The sequence below is a fragment of the Bacillus sp. MT94 genome, from assembly GCF_058792475.1.
The window spans coordinates 532568-548551 of sequence record NZ_JBXAEZ010000004.1; the positions used below are offsets into that span (position 1 = coordinate 532568).

Below are 15984 nucleotides of genomic sequence, written 5' to 3' on the forward strand. Positions count from 1 at the left end.
GGTACCTTTATTGTATAGGATATAAACACTAAAGTAAGCGTTTACATAACAGAACGTCAAATATACAGAATCAGTTACAAATATAAAAGGATGAAATACAAAAGCTGCTTCTTAAATACGAAGCAGCTTCTTGAGTTCTTTTGCATATGTACGGCTAACAGGTACTTTCGATCCTTCTTTCATGATTAAATTATAAGTAGAATTGAACCATGGCTGAATTTCAGTAATATGATTAATATTCGCAATAAAGCTACGATGGATGCGCATGAAGCTTGCTTGTGGTAACTTCTTCTCTAAAATTACAAGTGTATCATGTGTTACATACGTTTCCCTCATTGTTTTTACTGTTACTTTCCCATCTACAAGCCCTACATATATAATGTCTTCAATATTCACAAGTACGATTGATTCTTCAATTGGTAATGCTAATTTATGCATCTCTGCTGCTACATCTGTCCCCTTTATTTCGTGCTTCGTTTCTATTTGCGCTTGTTTTTGTTTTTTATACTTCTTTAATGTTTGCACAATACGTTCTTCATCAAATGGTTTTAAAATGTAGTCTAACGCATCTACTTCAAATGCTTGCAGCGCATATTGATCATAGGCAGTAGCAAATACAATTGCAGGTGGATTTTTCATCTTCTTTAATATATTCGCGATTTCAAATCCGTTATCATCGGATAATTGAATATCTAAAAACACAATATCTGGTCTACTTTGCATTAGTTCTTCTAATGCGTCTTCCACACAATCAGCCTCACCAACTATCTCAACTTCTTTCGTTCTCTCTAATAAATACTTTAGTTCATCACGTGCTAACATTTCATCGTCAACTACTAATACTTTTAACACCCGGCTCTTCCTCCCCTACTTTTTTTGGAATAATAAAGGTAATCTCCGTCCCTTTATTTAATTCACTTTCGATATGAAGCATCGTTTCTTTCCCAAATAACCCAATAAGACGTTCATTAATATTATATAAAGCTGTTCCAGTCCCTTTCTTTGATGAAACTACCATCTTTCCTAATTGTTCTAAACGTTCTTCCTCAATTCCCTGTCCATTATCTTTTACTTCAAAGTGAACCATACCCTCTTTTTCAAAAACATGCACTTCCACTTCGCATATTGGTTGCTTCTTCGGAAAAGCATGTCGCAGTGCATTTTCAACCAATAGTTGAAGAACAAATGGTGGTACTAAAGTTGTCTTTAGCTCATCCTCAATATACATCTTTACCTCATACTTATTTGGGAACCTTGCTTGTTCTAATGATAAGTATGCCTGTACGTGGTTTAATTCTTGCTCTAGTGGAATCAATAACTGACGTGCCCCTTGCAAATTACAACGAAAATACACGCTCAGCTGTAATAATAACTTCCTTGCTTTTTCTACATCTGTTCGGCATAAAGCTGATACTGTATTAATCGCATTAAATAAAAAGTGCGGGTTAATTTGTGCTTGTAATGCTTTTATCTCCGCATCTTGAAGTAATTTACTTTGCAACTCAGCTTCTCCTAACTCTAACTGCGTGGAGAATATCTTTGCTAACCCCTCTGCTAATTCTTCTTCAACGCGACTTAACTGGTTAGAATTTTTGAAATACAGTTTTAATGTACCTATCGTATTTCCATGTGAAGTTAGTGGAATAACAATAGCGGCTTGTAAGGGACAGCTTTCATGTTGGCAATTAATAACCTCACGTGATTTCGCCTTCATTATTTGTCCTGTATGTAAAACCTCTTTTGATAAACCAGTTATTAAACTATGTGAAGGAATATGGTGATCTGATGCTAATCCAACGTGCGCTAATATTTTCTCTGTATCTGTTAAAGATACCGCATCCGTTCCTGTAAAGCGGTGAATAATTTGTGCCACATGCTTACACGATTCTTCTGTTAAACCTTGACGAAAATACGGTAACGTTTTATCAGCAATACGCAATACTTTATGAGTCTGAAGTGCTTTTGCATTCTCCTCCTGACGCAAAATAGCTTGTATCATAGAAAGTAAAATAAAACTTCCAAAACTATTTACAAGAATCATCGGTATCGCTATTGTTTTCACAACGCTAATTCCATCCTCTATAATTAATAAAATCATAACCATTTCTAAAGATACGATAAAAACACTTAAAACTGCTGAAAACTTAGGAGTAATTGTACGATTATATTTTTTGAAAATATATCCGATATAACCAGTTATAATCCCCGCTAAAATAGAAGAGATTGCGCAGCTTAGCGCCGTCGTACCACCAAGCATATAACGATGAATACCAGCAATAAACCCTACTCCAACCCCTACGATAGGGCCACCAAGTAAGCCACTAATACCAACACCCATAATACGCGTATTCGCAATTGTACTTGACGAAGAAACACCTTGTAACCAATTTTCATTCATAATCGTATTTCCTGCTATTTCAATCCCAGTGTAATTGCTTACAATTGTAAATACTGAAAAAATACAAATAAGCTTAAGCTTATCTACATAGCCATCCTGTTTATGAAGGAGACGTCTGAAAGTTTTAATATGAGAGAGTAAAAATCCTAAAATAACTATAAGTCCGACTCGTTCAATCATCATGAGTACTAAATTTAGCATCTTTGATTCATTCCTTTTTATTTAGTTAGTTTTATTATGGGAAAATAATGAAGTCGGCGTCAAGAAGAACGAAATGTTTTTTGAAATATTTTACACATAATAACTTCCTCTTTATTTGACAATACAATAGAAGAGTGCTAAAAATAAAGTAATATAATACAGTCCTTTAACCCAACCCCGTGAGGTTGAGAAGGAAGTCGGAATACAATATACGTATGTTCTTTTCTTGGGGATACGTATGCTTTTTTGGCCTTCTCATCATATCAGGTGAGAAGGCCTTTTGTTATTCTTCCATAGCGACTGTAGAAAATAAGGAGGAGTAATAATGAACGTCACTACTGATGTACAACAAATAACAGAGGAGACGAAAGCGAAAAGATATAAAACATTATTTGGTTCTGCGCTAGGATATGCAGCAGAAGGTTTAGATATGTTGCTATTATCTTTCGTACTTGTCTATATTTTAAAAGAGTTTCACTTAAGTCCTGTTGAAGGTGGAAACTTAACATTAGCTACCACAATAGGGATGTTAATTGGTTCTTATTTATTTGGATTTATTGCTGATTTATTTGGACGTATTCGTACAATGGCCTTCACAATCTTACTGTTTTCACTAGCAACCGCACTCATTTATTTCGCAACAGACTACTGGCAATTATTAATTCTTCGCTTTTTAGTTGGAATGGGAGTTGGTGGTGAATTCGGAATCGGAATGGCCATTGTAACAGAAACATGGTCTAAAGAAATGCGTGCTAAAGCGACATCTGTTGTTGCACTTGGATGGCAATTTGGTGTACTGGTTGCTTCACTCCTTCCAGCATTTATTGTCCCGCATTTTGGATGGAGAGCCGTTTTCTTATTTGGATTAATTCCAGCTTTACTAGCTGTCTATGTCCGTAAAAGTTTAAGTGAACCGAAAATATGGGAGCAAAAACAACGCTACAAAAAAGAACTATTACAAAAAGAAGCTGCAGGTAAATTAACACCTACTGAAGCAGAACAACTAAAACATATAAAAAAATTCCCACTTCGAAAGTTATTTGCCAGTAAAAAAGTAACAATCACAACAATCGGGCTTATTATTATGTCATTTATCCAGAACTTCGGATATTACGGAATCTTCACATGGATGCCAACTATTTTAGCAAATAAATATAACTATACATTAGCAAAAGCAAGTGGCTGGATGTTCATTTCTACCATCGGTATGCTAATTGGAATTGCAACCTTTGGTATTCTAGCTGATAAAATTGGTCGTCGTAAAACTTTTGCAATTTATTATATTGGCGGTACAGTATACTGTCTCATTTACTTCTTCTTATTCACAGATTCAACATTATTATTATGGGGAAGTGCATTGCTTGGATTCTTTGCAAATGGAATGATGGGAGGATTTGGGGCAATTTTAGCTGAAAACTATCCTGCTGAAGCTCGCTCTACCGCAGAAAACTTTATTTTCGGTACAGGACGTGGATTAGCTGGATTTGGGCCTGTTATCATCGGCTTACTCGCTACAGGTGGCAACCTACTTGGAGCATTGTCCCTGATTTTTATCATCTACCCAATCGGGTTAATTACAATGCTACTATGTGTACCAGAAACAAAGGGAAAAGTATTAGATTAAACGTAAAAGAGGAAGCATCTCATTTAAGATGCTTCCTCCTTTACGTTTTTATTTATTTTGATTTACTAGCCTTCTGAAATAAGAATGCAGTTTTATCTTCTTCTTTTACAATACCTTGTTTTAATGCTAATTCTCCCGCAACTTTAGGCGCTAACCATAGCATCGGGAATAACAAAATTGATACCGGAACTGCCGTCACTACGATAAACGATTGTAGCGCATTAATACTTCCTTCACCCATATATAAAAGAATTGCTGCAACTGCTCCCATAATAAGCGACCAAAATATTCGCAAACTAATTCTAGGATCTCCGTCTCCAGTCACTGCCATTGAAATGGAATACGCCATTGAATCTCCTGTTGTCACTACAAATAAAATTGTTAATAAAAGAAATGCTGGTCCAATAATATTAGAAAGTGGCAATTGTCCTGTAATTGCAATCATAGCTGCCGGCATACCAGATTCACTTAATGCATCCGAGATAGAACCAGGATTCATTAACTCATAAAACACACCTGATCCACCTAATATAGTAAACCAAAACGTTGTAATAATAGGTGCGATAATTCCAATTGCAACGATGATTTCTCGAATCGTTCTCCCTCTTGAAATTCGACTCACTAAAATTGCCATCATTGGTCCGTATCCAATAAACCATCCCCAGAAAAATATTGTCCAAGATCCTAACCAACTTGTATCACCACGGTATGTGCTCATCGGTATAAACTCACTTACATAAAATCCAAACGAAGAAACAAACGAATCAATAATAAATCCACCTGGCCCAAATAGTAATATGAATGCCATTAACAAAATTGCTAATCTAACATTTAAATTACTTATAATTTGAATCCCTTTATCAATACCTGTTACTGCCGATATGGTAGACACGGCCACTACACAAACAATAATTGCTAATTGAGTAGTAAATACATCAGAAATTCCAAATAATTCTTGTAACCCATAACTTGCTTGTAAACCTAAAAATCCAATTGGGCCAATTGTACCTGCAGCTACTGCAATAATTGCAGCTGCATCAATTATCGTTCCAAGCAGGCTCTTTCTTAATTTTTCCCCAAAAATAGGATATAAAAGCGTTCGAGGTTTTAGCGGCATACCTTTATGATAATGTCCATACATCATAACTACTGCACTAATTGTACCTAAAATCGTCCATGCTAAAAATCCCCAATGCATATAACTTTGTGCTAAAGCAGGCATAACTGCTTCTTTCGTTCCAGCAGATATACCATCATGTATTGGTGGCACCGTCATCAAATGGTACATTGGCTCTGCTGCTGCCCAAAAAACGCCACCTCCGGCAAGTAAGGTAGACATAATAATAGCAAGCCATTTTGCCGTACTAATCTCAGGTTTTTCTAATCCCCCAAGTTTAACTCTCCCATATTTGGAGAACGCCATACACATCGCAACAATAAATGTACCTAATAATAAAACTTGCCAGAAGGCACCAAAATATTTAATTGAAAAAGCGAAACTGTTATTAATCGCACTCTCTACATAATCCTTGTTCAAAAAAACTGCAATTACAAATAATAAAAGTGAACCACCGCTAATAATAAATACAGGCCAATCAGTTTTTCGACTCTTCATCCTCATTTACACTTCCTCCTTCCTCAGCAATCTAAAAAAACAACTTTATTATGTTTTATTGTTTAAACCCAAAACACAATAATTATATATGCATAACATTTTATCGACTTCCCACATACTTATGTTGTCCCTAAAAATATGCCAAATCCCTTATTAAAAAGAAAAAATCTCTTTCTCTTACATAAAAAAGCAAAACAAAAGACCTTATATTTCTATAAGGTCTTCGAAACAGAAATTTGATTATAACATAAGGAACTCCTTGGTTCAAAAATCCTCTTCCAAAAATAACCGAGAGTAAAGGCTTCCATTTGCTACATAACAGTAATTAAAAAAAATATATTTTGCAGAAAAAAACTGCACTAAATATTATTTATGAAAGAAATTTGGCTTCAAAATTTCATTCGGATACGGTTTATGATAAATATGAGTGGTAGCTGGAGATAATGGTGGAATAAGCCACACCCAATTACCTGTTACAACACGACCACAAGCAGCTTCTTGCTTCTCAAATTGCTGAAATTGTTGTGCAGCAGTATGATGATCAACAATACTAACTCCTTGTTTTTTAAAAGAGTGTAGTACGGCAATATTCAACTCAATTAGCGCCTTATCCTTCCATAACGTACCGTTTCTCGATGTATCTAAATCCATCATCTCCGCAACAGCCGGAAGTAAATTATAACGATCATGATCCGCTAAGTTGCGCGCCCCAATTTCTGTTCCCATATACCATCCATTGAACGGAGCGGCTGTATAAGAAATACCGCCAATTTCTAAGCGCATATCTGAAATCATTGGAACCCCATACCATTTTGCTCCAAGTGATGAAATAGGGTATTCTGGGTGTTCAATTGGCACTTCTTTTACTTCTTTCCTCGGAATTTCTTTATATGTAGGCGCCTTCCCGTTTATAGAAAATACAAGTGGCAATACATCGAAATTCGTACCTTCTCCTTGCCAGCCAAGCTCCTGACAAAAGTCCGTAAATGTAGCGGAATGCGAGTCACCGATCACTCCCATTTCTGTTTTATATCCTGCATATCGAATCAATTGGTGATTATAAATTCGTATATTATTTTCCTCACCTTGATATTGCTTAAAAATCGTAATAGTTGGTTTAATTTTCCCCTCGTTCGTTGCATATTTAATATGATGAATTAATGCATTATATACACCCTCTTCATCATTTACTTCGCGCGCATCTAATATGTGCATCTTACTCCAAAATAGTCTTCCAATACATCTATTACTGTTACGCCATGCCATTCGTGAACCATGAACAAGTTCTTCAAATGTATGCTCATATGTCCCTGTCTTCTCTATCTCAATTTGAATTTCTTTTATACGTTCTTCTATCAATTGTTCTTTATGAAGCTCCTTATAACAAATCGTAATAAAATTACTTGCTTCCTCTATTAATTGTTTCGTTTTACTCATAAACAATCTCCTTCTATTTCAACAAAACCTTGCTACTTTACAGTATAAGCAAAAAGGATAGGAGTCACAAATGAAATTGAGAGTGTTACTTTTATTGTAATATTTTTCAGAAAATTAACAGACTTACTATTGACTTATATGGAAAATGGGTGTATTTTTGACTCAGGTAAAGTATTTTTACCTAGACCAACTTTTTTAAATAGAAAGGAGGTAATGTTATGTCTTCATTTCAATTGCCAAAGCTTTCATATGACTATGATGAACTAGAGCCACATATCGATAGCAATACACTTTCCATTCATCATGGAAAGCACCATGCGACATACGTAAACAATTTAAATGCTACTTTAGAAAATTATACTGAATTACATAATAAATCTTTAGAAGAATTGCTATGTAATTTAGATGCTTTACCGAAGGAAATTGTTACAGCTGTAAGAAATAACGGTGGTGGTCACTATTGTCATAGTCTTTTTTGGGAAGTGATGAGCCCACGAGGTGGCGGTGAGCCTAATGGAGACGTTGCAAAAGTAATTGATTATTATTTCAATACCTTTGACAACTTAAAAGATCAACTTTCCAAAGCAGCTATTAGTCGTTTTGGAAGTGGCTATGGATGGCTTGTTCTTGACGGTGAGGAACTCTCTGTTATGAGTACACCAAATCAAGATACGCCTTTGCAAGAAGGGAAAATCCCCTTACTCGTAATTGATGTATGGGAACATGCTTATTATTTAAAGTATCAAAATCGGCGCCCAGAGTTTGTTACCAATTGGTGGCATACAGTAAACTGGGACCAAGTAAACGAGAAGTATTTACAAGCAATTCAATCACAAAAACATTAGTCGTATGTATAAGGTAAATTTGGTAATGTAAAATCAGTATTGTCGAAATCCTCCAGAATCCCCCGGATTGCCACCGGGGGATTTATGATTACTTCATTGTATTTATATAATGTTTTAAAACATTTTTTATTTCTAGTTTCAGCTCTCGGAACAAAAATCCAAATTTACGAGCCTTTCCATTATGTAACGTACAGTTAGTTACCTCATTATAAGGAGCTATATTTTCTCCAGCTTCCTGGATGAGTGCTTTTATTCCCGTCTTCTCTTCTATGAAATGAATAATTTCTTCCGTAGAAACTACCCCGTTACTACAGGCGTTAATTGGTCCTTTCACATTTTCCATTCCGCACCAAGCTAGAAACTCTCCTGCCTCTTTTTCATGTATAAATGACAAAGTTCCATCTACATGATCCACAACAATAGGTTTTTGGTTCACAACACATTCAACGTAAAATTGTAACCTTTTGGTATAGTCATTTTCTCCAATAACAACTGGAAAACGCACTGCAACGACTGGGAATGTTGCATATTGAAATAAAACCGCTTCGGCTAATCGCTTTCCTTCACTATAATTAAAATCATTTCTATCTCCATATGTAATTGCATATTCGTATGGATTAAAGTCATCTTCTAACAAACTTAATGCAGGTTCATAGACAGCCATTGAAGATGTCATAATATACTTCTTCGTTTTTCCTTTCAAAACTTCACATACCATTTTCGCTGCATTTGAACTATAGCATAAATTATCGTATACAATATCATAACTTTTTCCTTCTAGACGCTCTTCTAGTAGCTTTCTATCTTCTCTATCGACAATTATTCTTTTTACTGCGCTACCAAAAGAATCTTCAGTGACTCCCCTTGTGGCAATTGTTATATCGTGTCCAGCTTGCAAAAGGTACTCTACTAAATGTTTACCAAAAAACCTTGTTCCTCCTAGCACCAACACTTTCTTCAATTTCATCATCCCCATTTTCATGATTTATGAGATACCACCTCTTTTATTATAAAACGCTAATATATAAAAAAGCATGAAATCAGTTTAACGATTCCATGCTTTTATGCAGATCATATATTAACGTACTCGATATTTATAAATACAATAACAGAAGTACAAAATAGAAATTACTGATACATAAACCCATAGTTCATATACGAATCCCTCTCCCCATACTCCCATAAAATAAAATAGTGAAGGTAAAGTCAATGTTACCCATGATTGTACGAAGGCAATCCTTCCAAGATATTGATTGATGTTCTTCTTTTGTGTATTTAATACAAAGAATAAATACCAAAGTAATGCCCACATAAACCACGTTAATGCATTAACAACATCATGGAATTGAACAAATGAAACAACCATATAGAATAAAGCAATAATTGCTACCCAAATACAAAACCATCCTAGACCACTACTATCCATTCCTTTTATAAAAGTAACACCTACATATAAATAAGTTAATCCAAATAAGAAAGTAGCCGCATATGAATACACTGTCCAATTGCTTTGGTCAGAAATCATGATCAAATAAAACGGAATAATAATTTGTAGTGCACCCACAAATAAATTAAAAACACCCGCACTTTTCATCTCTGCTTTCCCTAATATAACAAGACTATTTAAAAATAAAGCTGCCCCTGAAAGTAATAATCCTATATAACCCATATATATTCGTGTGAAAATCTTTACCTTTCACACTTTTAACCTCCCCACACTATAAAGTGATACTGATATTATTTTTCTTCCCATTTAAAACTACATACATAATTTTTTATCTGAATAAGTCAGACCTCCTACCTCAAAAAAGAGGAAACTTAAAACGCTTTCAACAATAAATAATCCTATCAAAATATGAAATAGGATTCCTTGATTATAAACGGACTCTATCAATGATACAAGTGTTGGAATACTTTTCAATAATACGCTTTCAATTTCTATAAAAAATTAATAAAATAATACATTCCTCTATCTCATTCTACTAGCTTCTAGCATAAGATATTGTAAAATCATATCATTTAAAACAGCAAACGTTCTTTTCTAGGTTCGCTAATAAACCTAATAAAAAATGACCTCTTGCTTTTATGCAAAGGTCATTTTTTTATTCATCATTAAACTTCTAAATAGCCATTTTTATTATTTGATTGCCATTTCCAAGAATCTGCACACATCTCTTCTAATCCGCGTGTTGCCTCCCAGCCTAATTCACGCTTTGCTTTAGATGCATCAGCAAAACACACTGCCACGTCACCTGGGCGACGCTCTGTAATTTTATACGGAACTTTCTTGCCCGAAACTTTTTCAAACGCTTTAACCATCTCTAGTACACTATAGCCCATGCCTGTGCCTAGGTTATAAGCATCTACTCCTGTTGTATTCAGTACTTTCTCAAGCGCCTTTACGTGACCATTTGCTAAGTCCACAACATGAATGTAATCACGGACTCCCGTTCCATCTTTCGTTGGATAGTCATTTCCGAATACACTTAATTCTTTTAACTTACCTACTGCTACTTGCGTTACATATGGCATTAAGTTATTTGGAATTCCATTTGGATCTTCTCCAATACGCCCACTCTCGTGTGCACCAAATGGATTGAAATAACGCAGTAACGCGATACTCCATTCTGCATCTGCAAATGCTACATCACGCATAATTTGCTCAATCATTAATTTCGTTTGACCATATGGATTTGTTGCACTTAATGGAAACTCCTCCGTAATCGGTGACGTTTCCGGGATACCATATACAGTTGCAGATGAACTAAAGATCATCTTCTTAACATTATGTTTCTGCATTACTTCACATAGCACTAACGTGCTTGTAATGTTGTTATGATAATATGTTAATGGAATCGCTACTGACTCCCCTACAGCTTTAAATCCTGCAAAGTGAATAACTGCGTCAATTGCATTTTCTTCAAAAATTGCGTCAAGCACTTCATAATTTAAAATATCTTCTTTATAAAACTTAAATTGTTTTCCTGTTATTTCTTTGACTCGATTTATAGATTCTACCGAGCTATTCGAAAGGTTATCCACTACTATAACTTCGTAACCGCTATTTAGTAATTCTACGCATGTATGACTACCAATATATCCTGCTCCACCTGTTACAAGTATTGCCATAATTATAGTCCTCCATATTTCATTCATTATAAACTTCTCAAAGTATATCACATATTTCTTATCCTATGTTTAACATGCGAACACATAAACTTACATTTTATCCCATAATAATTTTATAACATATACGATTCTAATCAGGTAATAAAAAAACGCCACATAATTTTTATTATGTGGCGTTTTTTTATTAAATTACGTAACAATATACACTTAGAAAATGCGCAAGACTACCTAATAATACAAAAACATGAAAAATTTCATGATGCCCCATATATTTAAACTCTAACCATTTTGGCTTTGTTCCATAAATAAATCCACCAATTGTATAAAAAATGCCTCCAAGTACTAAGAAAATAATGCCTCCTGTACTTAAATTCTCAGCTAACGGTGCAAAGAATAAAACAATTAACCAACCCATCGTAATATAAATTGCTGTCGATAACCATCTTGGACAATTAAACCAAAACATTTTAAATACAATGCCACAAATCGCAGTTGCATAAACTAAACAAAATAATAGTAAACCACTTGCTGAATTTAATGTAATTAAGCAAAAGGGTGCATATGTACCTGCAATTAATATAAAAATCATAGAGTGATCAAGCTTTCGAAAGAAATAAATAACTCGTTCACTGGCTACCACACTATGATATACAGCTGATGCTGTATACAGAACCATCATTCCGATGCCAAACAAAATAACAGCTGTAATTGCCGCAAAAGATGGCATCTTAATAGAAACTTTTACAAGCATAGCTAATAATGCAATAAATGATAATACAGCTCCCCCCAAGTGGGTAAAAGCATTAACCGGTTCCCTTATATAAGCATTCATATAAACACCCCTCATATAATTACATGTAGTTTCGATAACTACATGTAATTATATACGCATTATTATTAGAGGTCAACATTTACAATTCATTTGTTTCGTAATACCATATTTAGAGATAAATTTAACTTTATGCTCCACTAAGTTATAAAAGTGAGGGGTTCTACGTGAAAAATATAAATAAATTGCTTGAAACATTACATTTAGAAAAAAATATTACGCTTGAGGATATTCCAAATGTCGACTTGTATGTAGACCAGGTTGTCCAACTATTTGAAAATACTTATGCGGATACAACAAGAACCGATAATGAAAAAGTATTAACAAAAACAATGATTAACAATTATGCAAAAGGGAAACTGTTTATTCCAATCAAAAATAAAAAATACTCAAAAGAGCATATGATTTTAATTAGCCTAATTTATCAATTAAAAGGGGCCCTTTCCATTAATGACATAAAAAGCTCCTTAGAAAATATAAATGAATCCTTATTAGGCGATGATTCCTTCGAATTAAATACGCTATATAAAGATTATCTTACCCTTACCGAAAACAACGTTGAAAACTTTACGCAAGACGTAAATAACCGTGTTTCAGAAGTAAGTGAGATTTCTTCCTTAGAAAATCCGAACCTAGAGAAATTTTTATTACTAACATCATTTGTGTCGATGAGTAATATGTACAGACGCTTAGCTGAGAAGTTGATTGATGATTTAAAAGAGTCCTAATAACTATCCGAATGATTGTAGTATTTTAGAAATTATATTTTCTAAGTATCCTCTCATGTTTATTTTTCTATTGGGATTTTACTCTTTCAAACTAAAAAAGTACATTTTGCATACTGGCAAAATGTACTTCTCTCTAAAATTATAATTTTTACTGTTTCTTTATTAGTAATTCAAAGCGATCACAATACTCTTTTACTAATAATTTACACATAGCATAGAAAATAAAAACATTAATAGTAACGATAAACATTCCCATATTCGTATTAGAGCCTGCATACAGAACCATTACTAGATTTAAAAAGATTGTTAACGTTAATCCTAAAGCTATTCCTGTCCACTTCATTTCATATAGCAATAAAAAGATGACAAATACTAATGCTGGGAAAGCATATCTCTCATGCATTTGCGTAGGTAACATAAAGAATGCAAAACTTATAAAAGTCGCTGCTTTTAATAGAATTGCCGTATTCATATGGCGATGGAAAAAGACATATAAACAAGTTAATGCCGCTGCAATAGACAAGAGTATTAATCCAACTGTTTTCAATGTAATATGTGGTAAAACTTGAATAGTATCTACCGTATTAGGATCCGTACCAATCGCGTAATACCAAATATTCATAGCAAATACAGTTACCGTTGGGAAAGTACCCACCGCATTTAAATATGCTTGTGTCAACATAGTAATAAATGTTCCATGTGCTGCGAAATAAAGGCCGAATATTAATAACGGGATACAGAACCCTATTATAAATTTAATTAATTGCTTACCTTCTCTTTTTTCAAAAATGATTTTTAGGAAATACATAGCAAATACAGGCGCAATTACGATTGATTGAAATTTAGCTAGTAACGCTATAGCGTAAATAGCACCAGACCAAGTTGGCTTATACATTAGCAATAAAATAGAACTAACCATCAATATACTATGTAACATGTCTACTTGACCCCAAATAGTCCCATCCACTATAACTGCTGGACTAAATGCAAAAAATGTCACTAATGCTGCTCTCACAATCGAATTTTCTATCCTTTTAGAAGCTATAGCAAAAATAATTATAGCCACTACTTCAAATGCAATTGATGGGACTCGAATTAAAACACCAGCAGCATCCACGGATATATTAAAAAATGACAATATCACTCCATAAATACCTAAAAGAGCTAAGAAAAACGGAGGGTAGTTTACTAAATCCCCATGTGCATACACATCACCTAATCCATATTTACCTACCGTGTTCATCCAATCCACGAAAAATAGTTGATCTCGTTCATATCCTTCTAAATGAAATGCTAAATATATTCGTAATAAAAGAGATGCAACAACTACTACCATCAAATAAAAATGAAGCCATTTAAAACTCCACCTATCTTGAGTAAAATTCATTTCATAAACACCGTCCTTATTTTTTATAGCTTACAACAATTAAAATAAAATTGATTTACTTATATAAAAATATACTCCTAAACGAATTAACAATTTTCCCATTAAACGGTAGAAAAAACCAATTAAAAATACTAACATACAAAAAAACAATCGTCAATCACGTATTGGTTAAAGTCCATTCACATTATCCACTCTATAAGTAAGCCCCAAAAAAATATCCACCTTTAAAGTGGATATTTTCATTTATTTAATTGCCTCATGAACTTTTAATTGTTTACCTTTTATCGTTGTATTTCTCATAACCTTTAAAACCAGTGGTCCTTTTCCATTTAATATTTCAACGTAAGAAACGTTATCTTGTATCGTAATAATGCCTATATCTTCTGCTGTAACACCTTTAATTTTAGCAATTGTCCCGACGAAATCTACCGCTCTAATTTTCTTTTTCTTCCCGCCATTAAAGTACAGCTTCATAATGCCTTTGTTTATGTCCGCATTTTTATCTTTCTTTATAATTGGTTTAGCATATATCTTTTCTTCAAATGCAGCTTTCTCTTTCATAACTTCTTCTTTTGAAGGTCCAATTGCCTTTGGAATTTCAAAACCAATATACTCCTCAATCTCTTCTAAAAATCTATTTTCATATGGTGTTATAAATGTAATAGCTTTTCCACTATTTCCAGCTCGTCCCGTTCTTCCAGTACGATGTACATAGCTTTCTTTTTCAAGTGGAATATCATAATTAATAACATGTGTAATATTATCAATATCAATTCCTCTCGCAGCCACGTCTGTTGCTACTAAATAACGGAATTTCCCTTTTCTAAAATCATCCATGACTTCAAAACGATCTTCTTGTACCATACCACCATGTATTTTGTCGCAAGGATAGTTAGCTCGTTTTAACTGTCTATATACATGATCTACATTTTCTTGTGTACGGCAGAAAATAATACAACTATCAGGATTCTCAATCGTTGTTACATCTTTAAGTAGTGAAAGCTTCTCGTCTTCTATCACCTCAAAAAGAGTATGTTCAATTTTATCCGTTGTAATCCCAGCTGCTTTAATTTCGATATGAGTTGGTGAATTCATATATGTACGAGACAATTTTTCAACATCTTCTGGAAGTGTTGCTGAGAATAGCATTGTCATTCTTTTTATAGGTAATTCATCAATAATTGCCTCTACTTGATCGATAAAGCCCATATTTAGCATCTCATCTGCTTCATCAATAACTAAATACTTCAAACACTCTAAAGAAAGGGTACCCTTTTCAATATGATCCAACACACGACCAGGAGTCCCAACTACAATATGTGTCTTTTGCTTTAATTCTAATTTTTGACGTGCAAATGGAGATTTCCCATAAACTGCCGCAGCCTTAATCCTTTTGAATCGACCTATATTTGTAATATCTTCTTTTACCTGTACCGCAAGCTCTCTCGTCGGTGTTAAAACTAATACTTGTGGTTTATTCTCTTCCCACTCCACCATTTCACAAAGCGGAATACCAAATGAAGCTGTTTTTCCACTTCCAGTCTGGGACTTCACAACAAGATCCTTCTTTTGTAATGCGACTGGAATAACCTCACCTTGTACTTCTGTTGGATGATCATATCCTAACCCAGTAAGCGCCCTTACAATTTCCTTACTTAATTTATAATCAGAAAAACTTTTTTTACTCATATATTAACCTCATTTTATTCTGTATTATTTTCTTTTTTATCTTTTGTATACGTTACTATCACCCTACTTATTATACTTGAAACCTCACATAAAAAGGTGGAT

At 34.0% G+C, this 15984-nt stretch carries 13 protein-coding genes; 3 read left to right on the forward strand and 10 right to left on the reverse strand.

Translation table 11 applies throughout. The annotated features are described in order from the left end of the window. Window positions 1–111: 111 nt before the first annotated feature. On the reverse strand, window positions 112–852 hold the full coding sequence (locus AC1Q51_RS17830) for a LytR/AlgR family response regulator transcription factor (RefSeq protein ID WP_000921848.1): 741 nt from the start codon (window positions 850–852) through the stop codon (window positions 112–114). Continuing rightward, window positions 830–2599, reverse strand: a complete 1770-nt coding sequence (gene lytS / locus AC1Q51_RS17835; RefSeq protein WP_000933592.1) for a two-component system sensor histidine kinase LytS — start codon at window positions 2597–2599, stop codon at window positions 830–832. The genes AC1Q51_RS17830 and lytS overlap by 23 nt, the downstream gene beginning before the upstream one ends. Before the next feature lie 325 nt (window positions 2600–2924). Between lytS and AC1Q51_RS17840 the strand changes: the two genes are divergently transcribed. Next, the gene (locus AC1Q51_RS17840) at window positions 2925–4223 is read left to right on the forward strand and encodes an MFS transporter (RefSeq protein WP_016513283.1); all 1299 of its coding nucleotides are present in this window, start codon (window positions 2925–2927) and stop codon (window positions 4221–4223) included. 52 nt (window positions 4224–4275) lie between these two features. On the opposite strand, the gene AC1Q51_RS17845 is transcribed toward AC1Q51_RS17840, so the two are convergent. Further along, a complete protein-coding gene (locus AC1Q51_RS17845; protein WP_001242450.1) occupies window positions 4276–5844 on the reverse strand; it encodes a BCCT family transporter in 1569 nt (522 codons plus the stop codon). A 360-nt stretch (window positions 5845–6204) separates the two neighbouring features. Then, window positions 6205–7275, reverse strand: coding sequence for a nitric oxide synthase oxygenase (locus AC1Q51_RS17850; RefSeq protein WP_090978335.1), 1071 nt, complete (start codon window positions 7273–7275; stop codon window positions 6205–6207). 218 nt (window positions 7276–7493) lie between these two features. On the opposite strand from AC1Q51_RS17850, the gene sodA reads away from it, so the two are divergent. Next, window positions 7494–8120: a superoxide dismutase [Mn] gene (gene sodA / locus AC1Q51_RS17855; RefSeq protein WP_000094037.1), complete on the forward strand. Its 627-nt coding sequence runs from the start codon at window positions 7494–7496 to the stop codon at window positions 8118–8120. Window positions 8121–8208: 88 nt separating this feature from the next. On the opposite strand, the gene AC1Q51_RS17860 is transcribed toward sodA, so the two are convergent. The 4 genes from AC1Q51_RS17860 to trhA all read right to left on the reverse strand — a co-directional run bounded on the left by AC1Q51_RS17860 (window position 8209) and on the right by trhA (window position 12081). After that, window positions 8209–9102, reverse strand: coding sequence for an NAD-dependent epimerase/dehydratase family protein (locus tag AC1Q51_RS17860; RefSeq protein ID WP_141553429.1), 894 nt, complete (start codon window positions 9100–9102; stop codon window positions 8209–8211). A gap of 96 nt (window positions 9103–9198) precedes the next feature. Continuing rightward, window positions 9199–9789, reverse strand: a complete 591-nt coding sequence (locus AC1Q51_RS17865; RefSeq protein WP_000540540.1) for an AmiS/UreI family transporter — start codon at window positions 9787–9789, stop codon at window positions 9199–9201. 443 nt (window positions 9790–10232) lie between these two features. After that, complete coding sequence (gene galE / locus AC1Q51_RS17870; protein ID WP_000996538.1) at window positions 10233–11249, reverse strand: UDP-glucose 4-epimerase GalE; 1017 nt, start codon at window positions 11247–11249, stop codon at window positions 10233–10235. 184 nt (window positions 11250–11433) lie between these two features. After that, complete coding sequence (trhA, locus tag AC1Q51_RS17875) at window positions 11434–12081, reverse strand: PAQR family membrane homeostasis protein TrhA (RefSeq protein ID WP_000995320.1); 648 nt, start codon at window positions 12079–12081, stop codon at window positions 11434–11436. Between the two features lie 164 nt (window positions 12082–12245). Between trhA and AC1Q51_RS17880 the strand changes: the two genes are divergently transcribed. Further along, window positions 12246–12806 (forward strand): DUF1836 domain-containing protein, encoded by a 561-nt coding sequence (locus AC1Q51_RS17880; protein WP_000789961.1) that lies wholly within the window; start codon window positions 12246–12248, stop codon window positions 12804–12806. A gap of 148 nt (window positions 12807–12954) precedes the next feature. Here AC1Q51_RS17880 and AC1Q51_RS17885 read toward each other — a convergent pair whose 3' ends face one another. Both AC1Q51_RS17885 and dbpA read right to left on the reverse strand, forming a co-directional pair. Next, entirely contained in the window at window positions 12955–14193 is a 1239-nt protein-coding gene (locus AC1Q51_RS17885) for a hypothetical protein (RefSeq protein WP_002094212.1), read from the reverse strand. A 243-nt stretch (window positions 14194–14436) separates the two neighbouring features. Next, window positions 14437–15882: an ATP-dependent RNA helicase DbpA gene (dbpA, locus tag AC1Q51_RS17890; protein ID WP_492331622.1), complete on the reverse strand. Its 1446-nt coding sequence runs from the start codon at window positions 15880–15882 to the stop codon at window positions 14437–14439. Window positions 15883–15984: the final 102 nt, after the last annotated feature.